This window comes from Leptospira weilii serovar Ranarum str. ICFT (genome assembly GCF_000332415.1).
GTDB classification, from domain to species: Bacteria; Spirochaetota; Leptospiria; order Leptospirales; family Leptospiraceae; genus Leptospira; species Leptospira weilii_A.
The window spans coordinates 63,989-85,821 of sequence record NZ_AOHC02000041.1 but is presented as its reverse complement, the minus strand read 5'-3'; the positions used below and the strand labels follow the sequence as shown (position 1 = coordinate 85,821).

Genomic DNA, 21,833 nt, shown 5'->3' with positions numbered 1-21,833 from the left:
TCCAAATCCATGTTTAAAGACGATAAAACATTCAAGTATTATAATCAAATGTGAACCTTAGAAAACGGCTGCTTTTTAAATTTCATAATGAAATGGTGTGGATTGAAAAAAAATCCCGCGTTCTAACTTATGGCTCAAACCTTTCATGATAAAATCTTCCGTGGATCTCGCGATCTCCTGAAATTTCCGAAACGTTTTCCAATTAGAAATTCCTAATACTCGAAACGTTTTTCTGTGATCTAAAATCACCGCGACGCAGGCCGCAAAAGCGACGATTCTCCATAACATTCTAAAAAGGATTTTGGTAAAAAAGTTTCGGATCCGAATCCTAAAAAAATCGCTGTGAAATTTCAGATGTTTTTCCTCGTCCTTAACGATATCGAGTAAAGCGGATTTCACCGATCCGTTCGGAATCTTTTCGGCGATCTTTCGATAAAAACAAATTCCTATGACTTCCGCAGCGAGAAGAACCATCAACTTCAGACGAACGCCGAGCATCCTTCTTCCAAAATAAAACAATCTTTCGGTCCAATTGGATTCGATGAGTTCTCCTTTTAAGGCGCGGACGCATTCTCCTAAAATTCTAGCGTGCCTCCCTTCTTCCCTAACGAAAAGTTTCAACGCTTCCCTATAAAAATCGTCGATCCCGAAAAGAATGGTTTTATCGATTTCCTTCGCGATCCTACCTTCCCCCGCTTCGCCTAACTGAAATATGGCGAGAGAGTACGCGATGGATTGCATCTCATTCGGACGAAGTTCCAAGGTTTCAAAATCGATTTTAGGTAACGGACGGTTTTCATTGCCGCTAAAATGTTCTCTCCATTGTTTCCAACGGATTCCTATTTTTCTATCTTTCAGATCCGATTTCAGTTTTTCTCGAATTCTATTTTTACCGAACGCATTCATCGCAAACGTAAGGAAAACGATACGAACATCGAGGCTAAAACTTTTCGACTTAAAGTAAGAACGATCAAAACAAAAGGAAACACCAGCGCCCATTCCGGAATACAACTGAGAAAGACCGGTGATGCCGGGTAGAACCGACCAACGAACGTCGTAGAATTTTCGGTTCCATCCTAAACGATCCACGTCGTACTGAGTCAAAGGTCTAGGGCCGACAATGCTCATATCTCCGATCAGAATATTCCAAATCTGCGGAAGTTCGTCGATACCGGTTTTCCGAAGCCAATAACCGAGGTTCGTGATTTTTCCGTCTTGCATCGTTCTGAATTTCAGAATTTGAAACGGCTTTCTAAAAAGACCGAGACGATCCTGACAAAAGAAAATCGGACGACCGTCTACGAAGAGAACTAACAATCCTACTCCGATCAAGACGGGAGAAAATAACGCCAAGGCGATTGCCGACAAAGTCGATTCAATGATTCGTTTCATGTTTGAGAATATACAAAAATTTCCGAAAGGATTCATCCTCTTGAGTGTGAATGTCAAAGCACGCAAGTGCTTGACAGTTACGCTTCCAAAAACTTAAAATCGGGTCGTTCGTTTACAGCGCGTCCTATTTTACCGGTTAAGTTCTTATGAAAGATAAAATCCTAAATCTAATGATTGTAGAAGATAACGAAAAGTTAAGGAAGTCCCTCATAACGGGCCTGAAAGAGTTCGGTAAGTTTACGGTCTCCTACGATTGTGCAAGCGGAGAAGAGGCTATCGAATTCGCATTAAAAAACGAGTTCGAAGTTTTGCTGGTAGATGTGCGGTTGGCGGGAACGTTAAACGGAATCGAAACCATTCTCGCGATTCGAAAAGAATTTCCGAGAAAGCCGGTCGTCATCTATTCCATACAAGACAGCGACGAATACTTTCGCACGTTTCGCAAAGCCGGAATCTTAAGTCATTATGCTTACGTTCGAAAATCAAATTATCTTTTACCTCGAATGATAGTTCCGTTGATCGAACTTGCATACGAAGGAAAAAGTTTTATCGATCCGGAAATAGAATCCAGAATCGTCGAAGTAAAAGAGCAAGATGAAAATTCTCCCATGGCGATCTTGGAACCGAACGAAAAAATAGTAGCTAAGATGTTAGCCGAAGGACAGAACAACGAACAAATCGCCGCACGTTTGGGTTTTAAAGATAAAAGAACGATCAGCAGAATCAACGGACAAATTTATGCGGCCTGGGATTTGAACGAATCCGCCTCGGATGAAAAAGTGGCGAGAACGAGAGCGGCATTGATCGTAAGAGAAAATCGTTTTCTTCAATGGGAAGAGGACGGAAGCGCGTATTACAGAAACGGATCCGGAGAATGGATTCGATGGGATTGAATTTTAATCCGGAAATTTTTATCTGTTCCGTATTTTTATTTTTATCTTCCATACTTTTTTGGCTCGCATCCACGACCATAATCAACTTAGAAAAACAGGATCGTTCCGCTACGTTCACAATCGTGATCGTGATCGTAGTATCCGCGTTATTCGGATTTTTTTCTTGGATTGGAGAATCGGGTCTCATTCGAGTTTTGAATTATTCCGCGGTTTATTTTTTTCCGGGAATTTTCGGATTGATTTTGATTCCATTCGGCTGGTTTTTTATCGTCGTTTGGTTCTTGGGTTTTTTAAGAGAAAAAAGGATTTATAGAATTTTTCTTTGGATTTTGTCGGTCTCTCAGATTGTTGCGGTCGTCTTCTTTTTTATCTGGGGTCGTAAAATCTCTTCCGGCTTATCTTTATTCCATTTTTGGAATGTAGTTCCGTTTTCATTTCGGCTCGCGTATCTCATTTATATTTTATTTTGTATCGCGATCCCAATCTTCGCTCTTTTTTCGTTTCAAATCTCAAAAAACATTCTTCCCGAAATCGCGAGAAACAAAGCGGTTCCTTATCTCAAGACCGTATCTCTTTTACTTTTCGGAGTTCTAATACTCGTACTTTTTCTATTCTTAGGCGAAGGTTTGGGAATTATAGAAGATCCGGTTTCCAGATCCGACAACGATCCCGAACCTTTTTACGGTTTTTTAATCGGAATTCAATTTCTGATAACGATTGCTATTCTCGTTTTAGGAAAGGCGTTGATCTCTTACGAAATTTTTACGGGAAGAATTTTACCAAAGATCAGTTTACGTCAAGAATGGAAAAATGCAGTTTTTGGATTTTTAGCCGTAACACTTCTCTATTTTACTACTGCCGTACTTCGTCTTTCGAAAATAGAACTTTTTCTGACAGGATCCTATGTTTATTGTATTTCAAGAACCTTTCTATTGAAAAAAAACAAGGATCTCCGATTGGAAAAAAATTCCATCTTAGGATCGATTCTTTCTCTCAAAAAATTTTCAGAAAACAATCCGTCCGACACAAAAGATCTGAAAGAAAAGTTCCAAAGATCTTTCGATATTCTCTGCTCCGACATTCTCGAAACTTCCTCAGCTCTATTTATCAACGAAAGTAGAATCCCTTTTATCACGGATATGATTCTGCAATACCCAAATAAAACGAAGATCGAAAACATAGATACATTCAGAAATTTGAATATATTTTTTGAAAAAGAAAACATCGCGTATTTGGAGGAAAAAAACGTTAACGATTTTGTGCTCCGTATTAAAGTAGAAAACGATCACTCGGGAGAAGGACTTTTATTCCTAGGTCAAAAAATAAACGGAGGTTTGTATGCGGAAGAAGAGATCGAAACCGCAAAGGCGACGGTTTCTTGGATGCTTTCTTCCCTTTTTACGGAAAGCAACTCTCTCGTGTTAAGTTCGTTGCAAAGAAAACACACGGAAGAACAAAGAATATCCGATTATAAAACTCGTCAGATTCTTCACGATGAAATTCTTCCGGAAATCCATTCTTCCATTCTAATTCTTTCTCAGTTGCAAAACGAAAGTGCGTTTTCCGAACAAATCCAACTTCTCACGAATTTACACAAACGAGTTTCTAGTTTTTTAAGAGAACTTCCCGATACAAGTCTGGAAATCGCCAGGCTTGGTTTGATCGACGCATTGATTCGACTGACCGGTTCCGAGTTCGAAACATCCCGGTTTGATTGGAGTTACGATCCCGAGCTTAAAGAACGATTTCCGATTTCCAAACCGGAGATTTTGGAAATTCTTTTTTATGCATCCAGAGAATCCATCCGGAACGCTGTGAAATATTCCGGAGAAGGAAATCCGAAAAAAATTTCCATTTCGTTCTTAGAGAAACATGGAGAAAAAAAAGGAATTCTGATTCAAATCAAAAATCAAATCGAAAAAAACCGAACTCAATCCGTTGAATCCGCAGGGCAAGGACTTAAAATTCACAGCGCTTTGCTGAAAGTTTTCGGCGGATATCTTACTTTAGAATTTTTGAATGCGGAAGAAGCGTTGGTCGAGATTTATCTTCCGGCGATCGTTTGAATTTCCCGGTTCATAAGATAGAAACCGATTCATAATTTATTTTCAACGGCTCTAATCATTTTTTAATCGAATCAGATCCGGACTTCAGGCTCGATAAAAAATGACTTCAAAGAAAAACCTGTTTCTTGAATTGAAATCGAATGAGATTCTCTCGAAGACAAATTAATTCTTATCTCGAAACCTTACCGATAAAGGTTCTGATCTAACGAAAAACACGTCCCGAGAAAGTCCCTTCTTTGTCGGTTTCCGTTTCATATTTTAGAAGTTCCACGTTCAAAAACTGGCCCGTCTTTAAGTTTCTCTGCTCCGCTTCCGAAATTCTCACTTTGAGATAATTGTCCGTAACGGCAATTCCACCTTGTTCCAGGATCGCTTCCCGAGTTTTTCCGGTTTCAGCGATTGCATAGTTTTTATGAAGATCTCTGGACAACACATTCAGAAAGTGAACTCTTTCCTTTTTGATTTCCTTACTTACGGAATCCGGAAAGGTTTCGGCTAACGTGTTTCTTCTTACTGAAAAAGGAAAAGCGTGAATTTTTGCAAAACCCAGTTCTCGAACCATATTCACGCTATCTTGAAACATCGATTCGGTTTCACCCGGAAAACCGACGATCACGTCCGTTCCTAAAAACAGACCTGGGATTTTTTCCTTGGCGATTTCCACTCGTCTACGGAAAGTTTCCGGAGTATAAGTGCGTTTCATTCTTTTTAAAATATCGGCGCTTCCGCTTTGCAAAGGGATATGAAGAAACGGAGTAAAACGAGGATGAGTCATCAGTTCCGCGAGTTCGTTTCCTACATCGGGAGGTTCGATGGAAGAAATTCGAATTCTTGAATATTCTAAAATACTTAATATGTCGTCCAGAATTTTATTGAAGGCTTTTTTGTTTTCGGAATCCCGATACCAACCGAGATTGACTCCGGTTAAAACGATCTCGCCGACGCCGTTATCTTGTAAAAATCGAACCTGATCCACAACGTCCCGGTAGTTTCTGCTGACTCCGAGCCCACGGGCCTGAGGAATTTTACAATACGAACATTTACGATTGCATCCGTCCTGAATTTTCAGATAAGCGCGGGTATGGCCGTTCGGCAAAACATCCGAATACGAAAAACGGTCAAAGGTTTGGCCGTTGATCGCAGCTTCCTCTATCAATCCTTTCTTTTCAAGGATGAGGGAAGGAAGTTTCGACTTCTCGGTATTTCCGACAACACCCGCGATTCCAGGAATGGCTTCGATCGACTCGCGATCCGTTTCGGCGTAACAACCCGTAACCCAAATTTGAGAACCCGGAAATTTTTTGATCGCGTTTCGAATCGTATTTCGATTTTTAGAATCCGCCTTGTTCGTCACCGTACAAGTATTGATGATCACCACTTCGGGATGTTCTTCCGCTTCCGCGGAACGATATCCGTGTTTTGTGAGAGAGGCAAACAAGCCGTCGGACTCGAAAAAATTGAGTCTACATCCGAGAGTGTTAAAAAGAACCGTTTGTTCAGCTATTGGAGAGGGCATTGAGTTTGAATTCGATTCTTCTAAGGTTATCTTTGAAGTGAGAATTTTCTGGCTCGAGTTTCAAAGCCGATTCGATTTGTTCTTTTGCGGAATTTAAAAAATTCTTCGCGTTCCCAAACCTGCCTTTTTTGTTTTCCTGATTGGAAGCCTTCTCATAAACCAGTGCGAGGTTGTTTAATACGCTCGCGTTGTTTGGAACGATGGAATTTGCCCATTTCAAACTGACTTCCGCTTTTTCAATATTACCCAGATAATAATAAATCTGCCCTTCCAACACCAATGGACGATAGTCGTTGGAATCCTCGGACTTTAATTTTTCGGTGACGTTAAGCGCGTCCTTTACTTTTCCGTTATAAAGAAGCGCCGTTCCGAAAAGAAGGCGAATGTCCTTATTACGCGGATTGAGTTCATACGCTCGAGCGATTACTTGTAATCCGTCGTCCTCTCTTCCGTTGTTTAAAAGATATTTTGTATAGTCCAAACTGACCGCCGCGTCTCCGGGTTTGATCGAAAGAGCCTCCGACCAATGAGAACCCGCTGACTTGGTCCTTCCTAAAGCAAAATGAGAATGTCCCGCAAGATAATGAGTTTCATACGAACGCCCGCCTTTTTCATGCAAGGCGCGAATGATCTCTAAAGATTTCTCATAATTCCGATTTTCAAATTCTTTCAATGCGAGAGAATAATCTTCTCCTGTCTGCGCGATCAATGAAGAATGAGTTGAAATCACCGAACAGAATACGAGGAATAAGAATCTTTCTCGGAACCGAGGTGGAAACTTGCAGTTTGATATTTTTGATAAAATGAAATTAAATTTTGCGAAGCGCTGTAAAAATAAAAACTTACGAATTGGCATTTTGATACACTCTAGATTGTTAGGCGGTCATACTTATGGACTTCGCATTAATGCAGTCGATGAGAGAATGAAATGGTTCTACAGGATCGATATACACGATGATACTCGGATATCTCTGCATGAGAAAATGTTCAATTTGTTCTTCCGAAAGAACGATTTGATCTTCCATTTCAAGAACGGGAAGTCCGTCCGCATTTCGATAAATTGAATATTCTTCCTGGCCGAGAAAATCGGTCAAAAGCATATATCCGGAGCCGTAGTAAACTCCGCCCTGAAAGTAATACTTATAAAAGACCCGTACTTCGGGAAGAAATAAATCGGGATAAAAAACACAGAGAGAAATTTTCTCAATCCCCGCAATGGTCCTGATTTTCCTAAGGTGAAACCAGATCTTCCGAATCAGAAGATAGGAGATCAGAATCAATACAGGGATGAGTATCGGCATCCTTAGACTAAGGCAATCTCTTCCGACCTTTCGGGATTACCGGAAGAATTGTCGTTCCCCCCGGCCTTCGCATCGACCGGTTTATAGTCCGTCCAAGGAGTTTCCATAAATTCGAGCTTACCTTCTTTGAAATCAATTTCGATTTTAGTAGGTTCTTTGTAGGCTCCTTTGAGAGTTTGAACCGCCATGTGATCTTCGAGTTCTCTTTGGAAAACTCTCCGAAGCGGTCTCGCACCAAACTTCTCGTCGTAACCGATATCCATGATATGATCTTTTGCCGCTTGAGTGATGGAAACTTGAATCGTTTTTTCACGAAGCCTTTTGTTAGTATCGACCACCATAATATCGATGATGGACATGATATTTTCTTTGGTGAGAGATCCGAAGTAGATCACCTCGTCCACACGATTCAAGAATTCGGGATTGAAATATTTCTTCAACTGATCCCGGGTTTGATCGGATTTGTATTTCAACGCTTCGTCCTTACGATCTTCAAATCCGAGTCTTCCGCCCGATTGAATTTCCTTTGCTCCGATATTGGAAGTCATGATGATGATCGTATCTCGGAAGTTTACTTTTCGTCCTTTCGTATCGGTCAAGTTCCCTTCTTCCATGATCTGGAGGAGAATGTTAAAAATGTCGTGGTGCGCTTTTTCAATCTCATCCAAAAGAATGATGGAGTAAGGTTTTTTTCTCACGAATTCGGTCAACTGACCTCCGTCGTCATAACCCACGTAACCCGGAGGGGCTCCGATCAAACGGCTGACTGCGTGCGGTTCCATGTATTCCGACATATCCACACGAAGCATTGCGTCGTCGTTTCCGAAAAGAAAGTTCGCAAGAGCTTTTGCAAGCTCCGTCTTACCGACTCCCGTAGGTCCCAAGAAGATGAAAGATCCGGTAGGACGTCTTTCGCTCTTAAAACCGGTCCTGGCGCGACGTACGGCTTTCGCAATTTTTTCGATCGCTTCTGCCTGACCGACGATTCGTTTTTTCAACTCGTCTTCCAAACGCAGAAGTTTATCGGATTCGGATTCTTCCATTTTTTCCAAAGGGATTCCGGTCCACAAAGAGATCACGGAAAGAATGTCGTCCTCTTCGATGTTGACCGCAAAGTCTTCCATCTTCTCCTGCCAAGAACGGATCTTTTCTTCCATGGCTTGTTTTTTCCGATTCACTTCGTCGCGAACACCGGCGGCTTTTTCATATTCTTGAGCGCGAACCAATTCTTCTTTTTTAGAAGCGAGAGATTTGATTTCTTCTTCTAGATCCTTGATCGTTTGCGGACGAGCGCAGTTCGCTAAACGAGCTTTTGCACCGGCCTCGTCGATGATATCGATCGCCTTGTCGGGTAGATATCGATCGTTGATATATCTGTGCGAAAGTTTTACGGATTGTTCCAAAGCCTTATCGGAGTATCTCACTTTGTGATGAGCTTCGTACGCTTTTTTCAATCCTTGGAGAATCTGAATCGCATCGTCCACGGAAGGTTCCGCCACTTTCACGACTTGGAATCTTCTTTCCAAAGCGGAATCTTTTTCAATATACTTACGATATTCCGCGCTGGTTGTAGCTCCGATACATTGCAGTTCTCCTCTCGCTAACGCAGGTTTGAGAATGTTGGCCGCGTCCACCGCGCCTTCCGCAGCGCCGGCTCCGATTAGAGTGTGAAGTTCGTCGATAAAGATGATGATGTTTGTGGAAGTGGTGATTTCCTTCATGATCTTCTTCAGACGTTCTTCAAATTCTCCTCTGTATTTGGTTCCTGCGATTAAGGATGCAAGATCCAAAGAAAGAACTCTCTTTTCAAACAATAGATCGGGAACACTTTTCTCAACGATCGCAAGCGCAAGCCCTTCTACGATCGCGGTCTTACCCACGCCGGATTCTCCCACAAGAACCGGATTGTTTTTCGTTTTTCTGGAAAGGATCTGGATCACTCTTTGAATTTCCGTCGCTCTTCCGACAACCGGATCCAACTTCTTATCTTTTGCAAGTTGAGTCAGGTCGCGTGCAAACTCGTCCAAAATCGGAGTTTTTGTTTTCTCCTGACGAGGTTGTGTTCCTTGTGGACCGGACTGAGTCGCGGAACTTACGCCCACGGAACTCGTTGGAGGAGCTCCGAGTAAACGTAAGATTTCGCTTTTTATAACATTATAATTTACGCTAAATGAATATAGCGCGCCACCCGCTATGTTGTTGTTATCTCGGAGCAACGCGAGAAGGATGTGTTCCGTTCCGACATAGTTGTGTTTGAGACGTTTGGCCTCTTCCTTGGAGAGTTCGATAATTTTTTGATATCGATCCTGACCGCCGGCTACGTCCATAAGCAAAGCTCCCGAAGCTTCGCGGGTTCTTCTTTCCACCTCTTTGCGTAATTCGTTGAGGTTAATGTTGAGGTTGTTCAGGATTTTGATAGCGACCGAGTCTTCTTCTTTCAGAAGACCGAGCAAGATGTGCTCCGGCCCGATATAGTCGCTACCAAGACGCTTGGCCTCATCCTGAGCGATCTCGTTGATGACTCTTTTGGCTCTTTTTGTAAATTCAAGCATAACGGCGCCTTTGTTTTTATTTGTAAAGATTAGACTGAATTCGCTTCGAAATTCCCACCCAAGGACGGCGACCCGCTTGACAGCGTTTCAAAAAATTTCATTTTTCTCTTCTGAAAATTTGAAACCGCAGTGAGGTTTATCCAAGGCGGATTTTTCAGTTTTTTCTCGAACGGATTTCTTATAATTTCAGTATCGGAACATTTTCGAAAAAGGATTGGAAGTTCGAGTAAATTCCGGGCTTATAACGCCGGTTCCACTTGTAAGGCTAAATAATAAACTAAATTTAAAAAGGAATTTTTTTGAGAAAAAGCAAAATTTTTCAGATAAAACACGGCGAATTCGGATGAATTCTCAAGATAGAATTCCAAAAAACCCGGTATTTTAAAGGAGGGATTCATCCGATTTTTCCAGGTTTTCATGGAAAGTTTTAAACTTACTTTGGCTCCCGAACCGGCATTCGTAGGACAGGAAGTGACATAACCGAATTCAGGATCGTAGTCAAAAAGATTTTGATCTTCTAACTTTTCCAAAGGTGAATTTTCAATTTGTCGGAATAATTCGGACATCGTAGGAGCTAATACCTCCCAACGGAGATGGTCTTCGTCTCCGGAAAATAAATTTCCTTCTCCCCAAGGAATCCGAGTCGGTAGGTCTTTGGTTCCAAGAAGGGTTGAAGCAATGCCTAACGTTTCGCTTAAAAACTCCCTTAGGATTTGGGTCGGAACTCCGGCGCTCCCTGCCGCCGCCGGATAAATTCTACCGGAAATATTGCGCCCGATTCTCAATCGGTATGTGAACGGAGGAGCCATACGATCCAATTCGAGAATTTTTCGGGACTCCGAAAGAGATTCGAATCTCAGAAAATTCTCGAATTCCTTACCTTGCAAAAACCGGGAAGAAAGTTCGAAGTCCTTTTGTCTCAGGTGTACCTGATATTCTTTTCGAAATAGTTTGAGACAATGAATACAACCGATCTTTCCTCTTTCGTTCCAGGCGGCCCGATCCGTCCCGCAATATAAACACTTCTCGGAGGACATTGTTGATAAACTCTTAGAATCTTTTATAAAAGCGAGGAGTTTCTTAATTTTAAAACCGGAGTTTGGAGTTCCTAAAGAAAGTTTCCAATGGAAATCCAACAAAGAGTTTGTCTCAAAATTTAAAATGTGGGAACTCCTACATTGATGCTCTCATACGGAGTTCAGTTGATTTCATAAGCAAAGAATCGGACTTCAATTACATTTTCCTAATGGAGCCATTAGACTTTAACAAAGGCTAATTTTTCAATTCGGTAAATTACGCTGAAATCTGATTTCTGATTTCTATCCACTAGAATATCGGCTGAAGTTTTCCGCCAGCCATCTGATTTCTCTTATGAGCTAAAGCCGCGAGTTCCATGTCATGTGTGACGATCACCATCGAAAAACGAAATTCCTTTTGCAGCTCTAAAATCAAGGCCATCAGATTACGAGAATTCTCGCGATCCAAATTGCCCGTCGGTTCGTCCGCAAGAACGAGTTTTTTTCCGGCAACGAGCGCTCTTGCAACTCCGACCCTCGCACTTTCTCCACCCGAAAGCTGAGAAGGAAAATTATCGTGACGATCCTTGAGTCCGACTCGATCCAACATCTCAATGGACAACTGCCTTGCCTTTCCCGGTTGAACTCCGTTGATCAAAAGAGGAATACTTACGTTTTCAAGCGCGGTAAAATCCGGAAGTAGGAGATGGTGTTGAAAGATAAAGGAAACCTTTTCGGCTCTGAATTTTTCTTTCCCGGTTTCGGAAATTCGATCGAGTGAAACTCCGCAAACGTCAACCTCGCCCGTATCTGAGGAATCCATGGAACCTAAGATGTTCAGAAGAGTGGACTTTCCGATCCCGGATTTCCCTTCCACGGAAACGATCTCACCCTCTTCGACGTCCAGATCCAAATGATCCAGAATCTTAAATTCCTTATCGAGAATATGATAATTCTTTACCAGATTTCTTACTTTGATGAGACTCACGTTAGTCGTTCCTTATAGTGTCGACGGGATTGAGACCGGCGGCCCATCTCGCGGGGAAGTAACCGGCAATTCCCGATAAAATCGTAGCGGCCGTCGTAACCATAAATATAAATGAAATGTCTATATCCACGGGAATATGATCGAAGTAATAGACGTCTTTCGGAACCAATTCCACATTCGTCCACTCGGAATGATAAAAATAAAACCCGACCATATTGATGAGTTCGGAAAGTCCGTTTATGATCGTCTCCAAATTGCTCGCTATAAAAATTCCGGAAACTCCTCCGACAAGAGAAGCAAGAACTCCGACAACCATCGCGTTTAAAGTAAAGATCAATAAAATGCCGGAAGAAGGTAATCCGAGCGCTTTTAATACTCCGATCGATTTTCTTTTCGCTCTCACTAAACTGTAGACGCTCGCGACCATTCCCAATGCGGCCAAAATAATAAATAAGAAAACTATAATAGAGATGATCGTCTTTTCCAGCTTCAAAGCGGTGAAAAAATTCTCCTGCTCTTCCGCGATCGTTCTTACGCTGAAAGAGGCGGAATAACCGATCTCGTTTTCAAATTCGGGATCTCTGAATTCTTTTAAAATTTCCCTTTTGCAATTTTGCAAATCGTCCAGGGACTTCACTTTGATCGCGATCTGATTTACGGAATCCTTCAAATTGAAAAATCTTTGTGCGACCGGAAGCGAAAGAAAAACGTAATGTGTATCGTAGTTATAATAACCGGTTTTAAAAAAGCCCACCGTATGAAACGTTTTGATGGAAACGTCCACACCCTTTCCAAGAGAGAACCTTCCGCCCGGAACGGCCATCGTCAAATTGGCTCCGAGATCAAAATCGTAAATACCGGCCATTTCCTTTCCGATCAAAACCTGATTGTCAATGTTGTATCTCTGGATCTCTTCCCGGTTATGATGTACGATTCTTGGAAAGTTAGTAAGACGATTTGCAATGAGATCGTGAATGTTTTCAACCGGAAGTGCGCGCACCATAATGGGAATAAACGAATTGGTGTTTTGAATCAAACCGTGGCTCGTAATACTTCCGCCGATGGAAACGATTCTATCTTTGAGATAAGGATTCTTACGAATCCATGCGATTATCTTTTCGTAATGTTGAATATCACCGGAATCGAATTTATTTTCAACCGTGATGTGAGGCCCGCCTTGCCAAAGAGATTCTTTTACCTGTCTTTGAAAGCCGTTGAAGATGGATAAGACGACGATCAGAAGAGAAACTCCGACGGCCATAACTATGAAAGATAATCTAGATTTTAACGAGAGAAGACCTGCTACACGCGACCCCCGAATGTAACGCGAAGTTACCAGAAATATCAAAGAACCTCGGAACAAATTTACCTTCATCAAAAAACTCTTAAAATTAGAAGGTGAGATCCTTCCTTAGTTTGACAATTCTCTGAATCCGAACCAGAATGTCAAAAATAAAGAAGAAAGTTTCTCAAGCGTAGCTTCCTTAAATTAAAAATACATGAGTTCCAATCAGGTTTATACGTTTCAATTCATCTCAAAAGACACTTCCTCATCCATTCATATTTTATTTACAAGCATCATCGATATCCGACAGGCAAGGATGGAAAAACTCGAAGTAGTAGCGGTCGGGCAAGCGGAAAACATCGGATCCGTTCAACTTTCCGTTTCGACTCATAAGGACATCGTGAAAGTTTGCCAAAAGTTGAAATACGAAGGTAAACAACTTAAAAATCTTACGAATAAGTTAACCGAACTGTTCCAGACAAACGGTAAATCGGACGATTTCATGGAACAATTGATCCATTACTTTAACGGTAAGGACAACGATAAGATCAAAAATATTCTTCATCAAGTAATCAACCAAGCCGCAGGAAACTCAAAACCCGACATTCAATTTTTTTATATTACCGTAGATCGAGCCAAACTCAACGAAGAAAGTCAAACCAGTGTTTTCGAAGATTCTTCCGAAGAAACCAACGAAGATCTTCCCTCTTTAGAACCGGCCTCTTTTGAAATGAAAAAGACCGCGGAAACAACCTTGGAACAATTCATCCCATCCGGTTCCAGAGTGATTCCTATGAAGTATGTTCTTTCTCCGGTTTCCGGAATTCAGATCAACACACTGAAACCCGGAGACAAGATCATGATTCAGTTATTAAAATCGGATTCTTCTTCTCAGAGTATTATCCAAGCGATGAAGTTGGAGACTCCCGAAGGACAAATCCGTCCGTTACCCGGAACCGTCGTCGCTTCCAAAAACAACGGAGTAGAAAATGAAACCGTCGTTCAAATCGGCTCGGACGTATTCGGAAAAATTTATGAAGAAGAGAACTCGATTAAGGTTCGTCCTTACTCCGGAGAAAAAACGATCCTGACCGGAGAGAAACCTCCCGTTTCCAAAAGTTCTACAAAACATTCCGGAACTTCCGAAGATTCGGGATTATTGATCACAATCCTAATCGCACTTGGAGTTTTGGGAATCGCAATGACCGCAATTTTCCAATTTCTTTTTTAAATAAAAACCAAACTATGAAAACAAAATTCGCTCAGATCATGCCCTTTATCATTTTGTCCTTTTGTCTGATTAACATTTCTTTCGAACCGATCTTTTACGATCCGAAGGATATGGATTCAATGGAAGCTTTGCTGGAAGGGTCCGGAAGGGAACTCGCTCCTCAATGGGGAATCGAAAGAGGATTGATTTCGAAAATCCGCCTTACTTCCAAAGTTATGGAAGAATTAAACGAAAAAACGATTCCTACCGACGCACAACTCGAAGCGACCGTAGATAGGATGGGTCGAATTCTTCTCGGACAGAAAATCATGCTGTTTATTTACGGATTTTTAATATTACTTTCGATTACTTCCTTTTTAGCGATCCATTACAAAGCATGGTTTTATACGTATTTAAATAGAAGTTTATATTTGATTTCCATTCTTCCGGTTTTAATGTCTCTTCAGCACCCTCTGAGAAGCATTCAGCAAACTCCGGTAATCGGCGCGATCTCTTCCCTATTTTTGTTCGCATTAACGATTTTATTAATCTACATGCTTTTTACGATCTCGAAAGTTTACGAAAACAAAGCGGATCGTTTTGGCGTTTTTCAAACCGCACAAAACGGAGAAGAGGGAGAATTTCAGTCCGCTTCTTCTAAAATTTCATGGATTCCTATGTTCTTTCATTTCGCAGGGATTATGTTGACGGGAATCCTGTTGGGGAATTTGATTTATATTCCGATCTTCCTTCTTCAAAAACATTATTCGTTCGAATTCGGAATTCTTCTGATCGTTCTTGTTTTTCTTATGATGATCTTTTACATCCGCAATTATTTCAGAATGGGTAAAAACGACGAATTAACTTCGACCGGAAATATTACGTTATCCGTAAGTTATCTTCAATTTAGAGTGATTCGAAATACGATTTTTATCGTGTTTGCGGTATTAGGAGTCACACTTTTTGTGGTTTTACTTTTTACGATCTTATCCATGAACACTTGGGTTCTCGATTTTGCCTCGAGCAAAGGTCTATAGTAAAAACTCAGAATATAAGATAATCATAATGATTTTCCTTTGGATCGTAACCGATGTAATACAAATTACGGTATAGGCGGGAAAGATATAATCGATATAAGCTTCCAAGATCCCGGTTTGATCGTATTCAATCGGCGTTTTTCTATCCCGATCATATCCGCTTTGAACATTTGAATTTAATAAAATCTTAATATTCTAAGATAAATCCCCTAAATAGTCCATTAGAGTTGTTGAAAAATTAATTCTCCATTTGTTTCTGTTTCATTGAAATGGACGACTGACGCAGTTTTGTTAATGCGACTATTGAATTTTTCAACAACTCCATTTGTATTTGGCGATCATTTTTATCGTGAATGTTTCTTACCGGAGAATCAAAAATTCCGTTTTGAATCCCAAAAATTGGCTTCGAGTGCCTATGGATTAGATTTCAGAGATTTTACAGCGCAAGTTTCACAGAAAATTTCTCGTAATTCCGACTGATTTATCTTCAGATCCAAATACTTGTGGGATTGATTATGACTCGTTACCAGCCGCTCGAGCGGGAGTTCCCACGTTTTAAGAACCCAGTTTCTTTTTGCGGAGAAAATACGGCGCTATAAACGAAAATCTTTCGAAGCGCCAAACATCTCTTAAATCATGATGATCGTGAAATTGAAGTTTTGTTTCGTTTTTTCAAACCAAACCCCAACCACTTTCGTCCTAAATTCCTTATATATACTTTAAAGTTCTCAAATTATAGTTTTGTAATTCTTTTCATGGGTTCAAATTTTCATTTGACACGTTTTTGTGCGCTGCATAAAATTGGTCTATTCTCAGTGCAGAAAACAGAGGAAAAACTTATGGAAAAAGAAATCAAGGAAGCGCTTAACTTTGCGATTGGAGCTGCAAAATCACTCCGCGAACAAGCCGATAGCATTCTCCTAAAAGTTGAAAAAGAATTTAAGGAACTTGCATCTAAAGGAGCGCAAGATCAGTCCGAGGTCGCCAAAAACCTTAGAAAATACATCGAAGAAACTCTTCACTCAGTCGAAGGAGTTGCAGGACAAGTCAACTCTAAGGTAGAGGAAGTTAAATCGAAAGTTGGCCAAAGCGTTTCGTCCGCAAAGATCCCTTTGAACGGATCTTCAAAACCGAAAGCAGAGACTGCCGCTAGACATTGATTGTTTTCCTTCCTGTATTTTTTAGATGCAGGAAGGATTTTGTGTTCATTGGTGTTTTGAGTAAACTTCGGTTCAAGTTCAAAATCAACAAAGGAAATCGTAATGAATCAAATCCGCAAGGCGAAATTCATCGGTCGATTTCGTTTAACAATTCAGGCGTGTAAGTAAGATTCAAAAGTCGAATCAAAACTTCCTTTGCCGGGCCTTTCTCCTCAACCATCGGGATTTCAAAAGAAGTATTCATCATCGCAACGTTTTGATCGATTTTTCGTTGAATCAATCGTTTCAAAAGATCTTTTTTGGATCGAAACAATTCCTCGATGGAAATTCCCGTTTGAGAAAAAGTTTTTTCGATCAAGTCGAGAGTTTTGTAATCGGAAGCGATCGCGGAATAAGTGAAAGAGTCCAATTCCATTTCACCTAAAAGATTTTCCCAAAGTTTGGAACTTTTACGTTCCATGTTTCTGCATTCGTAACCTTGGCAGATCGACGAACCGTAAAAAGAATAATTTTGACTCAGCGGATCTCCGCTAAAAATCGGATGGATCATACACCCTATCTTTTTTCCGAAAGCTCCCAGAAAAGGACAATTATAAGTAAGTTCGTCCTTTCTTCGAATGGATACTTCCCTTTTTTCCCGAACTTTTCGATATTCAGCCATCGTCCAAGGTTTTTTAAAATCCACGGAAGTTTTGAATTCTTCCGTTCTTTCTGAAATCAATTTGCGGATTTCATCCGGACTTAGATCCAAATTAAAAATTCCACAACAAGAACCGCATGAAAAATTACCCTTATCGGGTTGACAAAGACTCAAAATATTAAAGATTCTGAATGGAGTTTTTTTCCGATTTAAAACCGGGAAAGCTGAGTTCTAACTCCTTAGTTTCCGTATTTTCTATCACGCTACAAAGCATCGGGATGATCGTCATTCTGGTTTCGTTGAATATGATCACCTTACCTCGGAACTTTTCTATCTGTTCTCCGATATAATCCTGTTTGACCACAGGAGCTACTACCAAGGAAGTTTCCGGTTTTATTCCTCGAAAGAAAAGATGATTGTTGGAATTCGTCGAAACGAGAAAGATACTCGTCTTTTCCAATTCATCCAACTCCATCAAAAGATTTTCGTAATAGTACTGAAAAGATATCAGATAACCGTCGGCCGAATCGGGTAAAATCTGTCCGCGCCGATAGAGATCGATCCATTGAATCATTTTTTGGATCGTATCTTTGTTCACTTGCAGAACTTCCTGAATGTTGCCGATAAGCGGACTGATTTCGAGTTTTCTAAAATCCGTAAGACATTGATAAATCAGTTCCCACCATTTTTTGATTTCCACCGAGTCGTCCGGGTTGTTCGGAATGTATTTTCCCAAAGAATGATGTTGATGATCGCTGAAGATAATTCCACCGACAATTTTGGAAAATTCTTCAAAAGAAAAAATCAAAGACCGAATCAATTCGAAAGAAGATTCGGTTTCTTCCTTTTGTTTTTGAATGAAGTTATAGTACGAAGCGGCAATGTTTGAAGGATAGAAATTCGAAATTAGAGAAGGATTGATGATTTTTTGAATCGGTTTTCCCTTGGTCGGATCCACCATCACTTGTTGATTCGGAATTCCGTGAAGCGAATAATTCGTCCACGTAAGATCGTTCGTATCGAAAATTCTTCTGGCATATTCTTTCGCTAAAAAAAGCGATTCTCCGATACTTTTATCGCTGAACAGATAAGTATAAAACTGAATCGTAAAATCGATCGTATTTTGGTTATCGATGATTTCCCAATTGGTTCCGATAAAACTTTTGATTCCGGACATCAAAAAAGCTCCGGCAAAGTTGTTCATCAAATCGGAGTTGAGAGTTCTGGACGCGTTCGAATTGGACTGACAAGAATTGGAAAAAACCAAGTCGGTATTGAATCCCGAATTTTTAATCTCTCTCGCTTTTAGGATTTTACCTTCGGAGATTTGCCATCCGTTTTCCAAAGAATCGTCCGAAAAGTAAAGATGCCCGGAGTAGTGAATGATGTTCTTGCCCTTGATCAAAGAAAGCAATTTCAATTTTGTTACTTGCCTTCCCCCGATAAATTCGATTTCCAATCGGGAAGGAGAAACTTTTGCACTTAGAACCTTAAAAAGCTGCTCCCCTTCTTTCTGAGCCCATTCCAAATCCTCCGTCGGATCCGCCACGATGAGCATCCTTAATTTTTCTTTTTCTTTAAAAGCGTTTTGGCTCGATTCTCCTCGAACCGTTTTACCGATGAAAAATTTATCCGATAAAAAACAAGTCCCGTCGTGCAGAAGTTCCCACGGAATCACTCCTAGTTTAGGATCCATATTCAAATGAAGGTATTTTTCCGTGGTGAGCCTCAGCTTTTCTTGAATCGGCACGGGAAAAAACTGATCGTAAAAGGTTTCTCCGAGGATTTTGAACTCGTGAAGAATTTCGGTTTCCAAAGTTTTGTGACTCATTCCTTTGGAATTTACCGCATTGGATACACGAACTAAATTTTCAATTTCTTTAATATACTCTAAGATAAGGTCTTCGTCGATCGTAGATTGTATATGGGATTCGGATCCGCTTCCAGACGTATCTATAATGTTGAATACGTTTACACTTCCGACTCTATCTATAATTAATTTCAGCATGGCTAAAAATCCAGGATCAAATTATAACACGGGAACGTTTTTTTCAGAAAACTTTTTGTTTGGAAAAATAAAAAGGAAATCCCTTTCCAGGAACTTCGGTATCATACAGCGTTGGAAATTTTTTTCCGGAAAGCCGTTTTCCGGTATTAGGCTTCCAAAAGAATGAAAAGATCCAAGGATTTGGAGTTTTCTTTTCCTTGGAATTCTACGGTGTATTTTCCTTCTCTTAGGCCGGAGAAGTTAGCGATTCCTTCGTTATTGAATTGGTTGGAAAGAATAAATCTTGTGTCCTTATAAAGATTCACTCTTTGAAACGAATCCACATCCGGAGATTCGATCTTAACGCTTAAAAAAGCGGTTTCAGGCGTTTCTTGAACCAATTGATATGTAAATTTTGAGTTATCCAGAACCTTTTCTTCGAAAACAACGAATTCGGAAGGATCCTTGGTTAAGGCCGAACGCATGGAAGGCGCGTAGTCAACTCTTGTATTGATCTGAAGAGATTCTACGAGACTTTCAAAGATCCGGGCCCCGGACTTTCCCAATTTTACTACGATTGACTCCTTTCCAGGGGATTTCCTCGCCAGTTCCAATGAAACATAACGTTTTAGATATTCCGGAATGCCCTTCGTCAGATAACCGGTTAAATCCGCCTTTTGCAAATCGATCGTTTCCTGAAGTTCGGAATATTTTCCCTTTTTAGAAACTTGGTCTAAATACGATAAGGTAGAGGCGCTGATACCGGCTTGGATCGACTCTTCCATTTGAATCAGTTGATTCTGCAGTTTTATATCTGTATCTGCATCAGCTACCTCTCCATTTAAAAGCGAGAGCATAAGCTCGTTTGTTTGGTTCATTTCAGATCCCGAATCCATTTTAGTTCTCCAATAGCATAAAATGACGGAATTTTTTAAAATTCCAAATCACTAAAATCCAGCTTTTTCTGAATTTTTTCAATTAAACGGAGTAAAGTGACGCTTACGTTCCCTTCCGAAATGCCGATTAAGTCCGCAACTTCACGGTACGGGGTTCTCGCAAGGAAATGCCCTTTCTTTTTCTTTTCCAAAAGTTTCTTACGTTGCTCGTATTTTTTTTTCAAAGCGTGAGAAGTTTTGTCCACTTCCATAGGAAGAATAGGCGCGATCTTTGCCGTATTCTGCTGCTTTTCTTTTAACTCTAGAATATTCAGATAAAGAGAAGTAATCTTATCTTCCATTCTAATATTCTCTTCTTCTCGATTGGAAAGCTCCGACCGGAGTTGAAGAATTTTTTCTTTCAGCGTGTTTGGAGATAATCCCGTTTTTTCCAGAAGATACTGAACTTCGTCTTCGTTTAGGTTTAAATAATAAATGTAGGAAAGTTTGAAAATGACCCGTTTATCGACTCCGATTTCTTCCAGGGCCTGATTGAATCGATCGGAAAATTCGCTCGCTTCTTCCTGCATTGTAGGACGCGTATCCGGTTCGTCCTCGATGGTCGCGTATTCTTTTCCTTCTTTGCTGATTTTTCCGAGATTGGTGACCTTGAGCTCTCGTTTGGTCCTTTGCCAATCGATCAACATATTCCTAAGAACCGAATAGAACCAGGTTCTAAAACTGGATTTTCCCTTAAAACTTCCGAAACGAGATCCGGTTTTTAATCTTTCAAATGCATAGATAAAAAAATCTCCGGCGTCGTCTTCGCTCAGATGAAAGATTTTCATCGGGAAATTATAGATATCTTCCGAATAGATTTCGAAGAATTGTTTGAGCGCTTCTTCTTCTCCATCTCCACATCGAGAAACGAGATCTAGGGTTTTATCTTTTGACAAATTCATTTTGTATAAGTTACTTGCACTTAGGTTTGGGTCCTGAATGAAAAGATTTCTACTTATCGTCGTCTGGACCGCGTTCCATCTCAGCATGGAAGCGGAAAATAATAAAGTAATAAATTATCTCCTCCCCGTCAAAACCGATCAACTGGAAAACAAAATCACCTCGACTTTCGGAGAATCCAGGGGAGATCACTTTCACAATGGATTGGATATCTCTTCCGTGAACGAACCGGTGGTTGCAATGGCGGACGGAAAAGTTTTGTACAGTCGTTATACGGAAGATCATTCTTTCGAGGACGAACTAGGAACGGGAAATTCGGTTTGGTTGGACCACGGATCCGGAAATTTTACGGCCTATTACCACTTGAAAGATGGCAGGATTTCTAAATTATTAAAACCTGATGGACTCAAAGCCGGTGATAAAATCGGCGTTACGGGCAATTCCGGTCACTCAAGCGGAGCCCACCTCCACTTTGTTGTACTTCGAAAATACGGGCTCGAAATTTTGGATCCTATGAAATTTCTTTCTCCGATTCCGGACAACACTGCTCCCGAAATTTCAAGTCTGCTCGTTCATGTAAATGGAAAATTTACAAACATCAACGACGGGGATAATATCAATCTTTCGAGAGAATTTCCCTTTACGGTTTCGATCGTAGACGCGGGAGAAAAAAAATCCCAGAGAAGGGGAATCACCCTGGTTCGGTATTTTCTGAACGGGGAAACTCTTAGATCCGTCGATTTCGGAGGTTTACAATACTCCGCTTCCGAATGGAAAAATCCGGACGGATTTTCCTTTACGAGTCTTTACCATAAGGATCAATATTTGATCGGAAATCTGAATTTGAAGTCCGGCGAAAATACGATCAAGGTAATCGCTCGGGATTTTAGAGGAAACGTCAACGAAAGAAGTTTCACTTTTTACGTTAGTCGCCTTTGATCGAAACAAGTTCGAT

The 21,833-nt window shown here is 40.7% G+C and carries 18 protein-coding genes and 1 pseudogene; 6 read left to right on the top strand and 13 right to left on the bottom strand.

Annotated elements, in window-relative coordinates; translation table 11 throughout:
• Nucleotides 1-75 precede the first annotated feature (75 nt).
• Complete coding sequence (locus LEP1GSC060_RS13605; RefSeq protein ID WP_003006760.1) at nucleotides 76-1,428, bottom strand: sugar transferase; 1,353 nt, start codon at nucleotides 1,426-1,428, stop codon at nucleotides 76-78.
• 110 nt (nucleotides 1,429-1,538) lie between these two features.
• On the opposite strand from LEP1GSC060_RS13605, the gene LEP1GSC060_RS13600 reads away from it, so the two are divergent.
• Nucleotides 1,539-2,285 carry a response regulator transcription factor gene (locus tag LEP1GSC060_RS13600; RefSeq protein WP_003006438.1) on the top strand — a complete coding sequence of 249 codons (747 nt, stop codon included), beginning with the start codon at nucleotides 1,539-1,541 and terminating at the stop codon, nucleotides 2,283-2,285.
• Nucleotides 2,282-4,351 (top strand): sensor histidine kinase, encoded by a 2,070-nt coding sequence (locus tag LEP1GSC060_RS13595; protein WP_036096599.1) that lies wholly within the window; start codon nucleotides 2,282-2,284, stop codon nucleotides 4,349-4,351. The genes LEP1GSC060_RS13600 and LEP1GSC060_RS13595 overlap by 4 nt, the downstream gene beginning before the upstream one ends.
• A 202-nt stretch (nucleotides 4,352-4,553) precedes the next feature.
• Here the strand turns inward: LEP1GSC060_RS13595 and mtaB are convergent, their stop codons facing one another.
• From mtaB to LEP1GSC060_RS13560, 7 genes are all read right to left on the bottom strand, one after another.
• Complete coding sequence (mtaB, locus tag LEP1GSC060_RS13590; RefSeq protein ID WP_003006484.1) at nucleotides 4,554-5,867, bottom strand: tRNA (N(6)-L-threonylcarbamoyladenosine(37)-C(2))-methylthiotransferase MtaB; 1,314 nt, start codon at nucleotides 5,865-5,867, stop codon at nucleotides 4,554-4,556.
• Nucleotides 5,848-6,723: a tetratricopeptide repeat protein gene (locus LEP1GSC060_RS13585; RefSeq protein WP_003006098.1), complete on the bottom strand. Its 876-nt coding sequence runs from the start codon at nucleotides 6,721-6,723 to the stop codon at nucleotides 5,848-5,850. The genes mtaB and LEP1GSC060_RS13585 overlap by 20 nt, the downstream gene beginning before the upstream one ends.
• Nucleotides 6,724-6,742: 19 nt before the next feature.
• A complete protein-coding gene (locus tag LEP1GSC060_RS13580; protein ID WP_036096481.1) occupies nucleotides 6,743-7,168 on the bottom strand; it encodes a hypothetical protein in 426 nt (141 codons plus the stop codon).
• Between the two features lie 2 nt (nucleotides 7,169-7,170).
• Nucleotides 7,171-9,720 (bottom strand): ATP-dependent Clp protease ATP-binding subunit, encoded by a 2,550-nt coding sequence (locus tag LEP1GSC060_RS13575; RefSeq protein ID WP_036096480.1) that lies wholly within the window; start codon nucleotides 9,718-9,720, stop codon nucleotides 7,171-7,173.
• Between the two features lie 239 nt (nucleotides 9,721-9,959).
• A complete protein-coding gene (locus LEP1GSC060_RS13570; protein ID WP_036096594.1) occupies nucleotides 9,960-10,757 on the bottom strand; it encodes an ATP--guanido phosphotransferase in 798 nt (265 codons plus the stop codon).
• Nucleotides 10,758-11,046: 289 nt separating this feature from the next.
• Nucleotides 11,047-11,724, bottom strand: coding sequence for an ABC transporter ATP-binding protein (locus tag LEP1GSC060_RS13565; RefSeq protein WP_003006126.1), 678 nt, complete (start codon nucleotides 11,722-11,724; stop codon nucleotides 11,047-11,049).
• 1 nt (nucleotide 11,725) lies between these two features.
• Complete coding sequence (locus tag LEP1GSC060_RS13560) at nucleotides 11,726-13,099, bottom strand: ABC transporter permease (RefSeq protein ID WP_036096479.1); 1,374 nt, start codon at nucleotides 13,097-13,099, stop codon at nucleotides 11,726-11,728.
• A gap of 124 nt (nucleotides 13,100-13,223) precedes the next feature.
• Here LEP1GSC060_RS13560 and LEP1GSC060_RS13555 point away from each other — a divergent pair, with 124 nt between their 5' ends.
• Complete coding sequence (locus tag LEP1GSC060_RS13555) at nucleotides 13,224-14,240, top strand: hypothetical protein (protein WP_003006060.1); 1,017 nt, start codon at nucleotides 13,224-13,226, stop codon at nucleotides 14,238-14,240.
• A gap of 14 nt (nucleotides 14,241-14,254) precedes the next feature.
• Nucleotides 14,255-15,256 carry an LIC_10230 family protein gene (locus LEP1GSC060_RS13550; RefSeq protein ID WP_003005864.1) on the top strand — a complete coding sequence of 334 codons (1,002 nt, stop codon included), beginning with the start codon at nucleotides 14,255-14,257 and terminating at the stop codon, nucleotides 15,254-15,256.
• A 19-nt stretch (nucleotides 15,257-15,275) separates the two neighbouring features.
• Here the strand turns inward: LEP1GSC060_RS13550 and LEP1GSC060_RS20850 are convergent.
• A pseudogene (locus LEP1GSC060_RS20850) lies at nucleotides 15,276-15,481 on the bottom strand (hypothetical protein); the annotation flags it as partial.
• A 614-nt stretch (nucleotides 15,482-16,095) separates the two neighbouring features.
• On the opposite strand from LEP1GSC060_RS20850, the gene LEP1GSC060_RS13545 reads away from it, so the two are divergent.
• Nucleotides 16,096-16,416 (top strand): phasin-related domain-containing protein, encoded by a 321-nt coding sequence (locus LEP1GSC060_RS13545; RefSeq protein WP_003006776.1) that lies wholly within the window; start codon nucleotides 16,096-16,098, stop codon nucleotides 16,414-16,416.
• 127 nt (nucleotides 16,417-16,543) lie between these two features.
• Here LEP1GSC060_RS13545 and LEP1GSC060_RS13540 read toward each other — a convergent pair whose 3' ends face one another.
• The 4 genes from LEP1GSC060_RS13540 to LEP1GSC060_RS13525 all read right to left on the bottom strand — a co-directional run bounded on the left by LEP1GSC060_RS13540 (nucleotide 16,544) and on the right by LEP1GSC060_RS13525 (nucleotide 20,880).
• The gene (locus LEP1GSC060_RS13540; protein ID WP_003006479.1) at nucleotides 16,544-17,230 is read right to left on the bottom strand and encodes a YkgJ family cysteine cluster protein; all 687 of its coding nucleotides are present in this window, start codon (nucleotides 17,228-17,230) and stop codon (nucleotides 16,544-16,546) included.
• A gap of 4 nt (nucleotides 17,231-17,234) precedes the next feature.
• A complete protein-coding gene (locus tag LEP1GSC060_RS13535; protein ID WP_003005821.1) occupies nucleotides 17,235-19,064 on the bottom strand; it encodes a CHAT domain-containing protein in 1,830 nt (609 codons plus the stop codon).
• A 146-nt stretch (nucleotides 19,065-19,210) separates the two neighbouring features.
• Nucleotides 19,211-19,939 carry a hypothetical protein gene (locus LEP1GSC060_RS13530; RefSeq protein WP_036096477.1) on the bottom strand — a complete coding sequence of 243 codons (729 nt, stop codon included), beginning with the start codon at nucleotides 19,937-19,939 and terminating at the stop codon, nucleotides 19,211-19,213.
• A gap of 35 nt (nucleotides 19,940-19,974) precedes the next feature.
• Nucleotides 19,975-20,880, bottom strand: coding sequence for an RNA polymerase sigma factor (locus LEP1GSC060_RS13525; RefSeq protein ID WP_036096475.1), 906 nt, complete (start codon nucleotides 20,878-20,880; stop codon nucleotides 19,975-19,977).
• 37 nt (nucleotides 20,881-20,917) lie between these two features.
• Between LEP1GSC060_RS13525 and LEP1GSC060_RS13520 the strand changes: the two genes are divergently transcribed.
• The gene (locus LEP1GSC060_RS13520) at nucleotides 20,918-21,817 is read left to right on the top strand and encodes a M23 family metallopeptidase (protein WP_003005963.1); all 900 of its coding nucleotides are present in this window, start codon (nucleotides 20,918-20,920) and stop codon (nucleotides 21,815-21,817) included.
• The last annotated feature ends 16 nt before the right edge of the window (nucleotides 21,818-21,833 follow it).

Excerpts from the sequence above, each read along its gene's own strand:
- LEP1GSC060_RS13580 (WP_036096481.1), bottom strand. The coding sequence starts at position 7,168 with ATGCCGATACTCATCCCTGTATTGATTCTGATCTCCTATCTTCTGATT.
- LEP1GSC060_RS13585 (WP_003006098.1), bottom strand. The coding sequence starts at position 6,723 with ATGCCAATTCGTAAGTTTTTATTTTTACAGCGCTTCGCAAAATTTAAT.
- LEP1GSC060_RS13530 (WP_036096477.1), bottom strand. The coding sequence starts at position 19,939 with ATGGATTCGGGATCTGAAATGAACCAAACAAACGAGCTTATGCTCTCG.
- LEP1GSC060_RS13555 (WP_003006060.1), top strand. The coding sequence starts at position 13,224 with ATGAGTTCCAATCAGGTTTATACGTTTCAATTCATCTCAAAAGACACT.
- LEP1GSC060_RS13545 (WP_003006776.1), top strand. The coding sequence starts at position 16,096 with ATGGAAAAAGAAATCAAGGAAGCGCTTAACTTTGCGATTGGAGCTGCA.
- LEP1GSC060_RS13520 (WP_003005963.1), top strand. The coding sequence starts at position 20,918 with ATGAAAAGATTTCTACTTATCGTCGTCTGGACCGCGTTCCATCTCAGC.
- LEP1GSC060_RS13605 (WP_003006760.1), bottom strand. The coding sequence starts at position 1,428 with ATGAATCCTTTCGGAAATTTTTGTATATTCTCAAACATGAAACGAATC.
- LEP1GSC060_RS13525 (WP_036096475.1), bottom strand. The coding sequence starts at position 20,880 with ATGAATTTGTCAAAAGATAAAACCCTAGATCTCGTTTCTCGATGTGGA.
- LEP1GSC060_RS13560 (WP_036096479.1), bottom strand. The coding sequence starts at position 13,099 with ATGAAGGTAAATTTGTTCCGAGGTTCTTTGATATTTCTGGTAACTTCG.
- LEP1GSC060_RS13575 (WP_036096480.1), bottom strand. The coding sequence starts at position 9,720 with ATGCTTGAATTTACAAAAAGAGCCAAAAGAGTCATCAACGAGATCGCT.
- LEP1GSC060_RS13600 (WP_003006438.1), top strand. The coding sequence starts at position 1,539 with ATGAAAGATAAAATCCTAAATCTAATGATTGTAGAAGATAACGAAAAG.
- LEP1GSC060_RS13535 (WP_003005821.1), bottom strand. The coding sequence starts at position 19,064 with ATGCTGAAATTAATTATAGATAGAGTCGGAAGTGTAAACGTATTCAAC.
- LEP1GSC060_RS13570 (WP_036096594.1), bottom strand. The coding sequence starts at position 10,757 with ATGTCCTCCGAGAAGTGTTTATATTGCGGGACGGATCGGGCCGCCTGG.
- LEP1GSC060_RS13550 (WP_003005864.1), top strand. The coding sequence starts at position 14,255 with ATGAAAACAAAATTCGCTCAGATCATGCCCTTTATCATTTTGTCCTTT.
- mtaB (WP_003006484.1), bottom strand. The coding sequence starts at position 5,867 with ATGCCCTCTCCAATAGCTGAACAAACGGTTCTTTTTAACACTCTCGGA.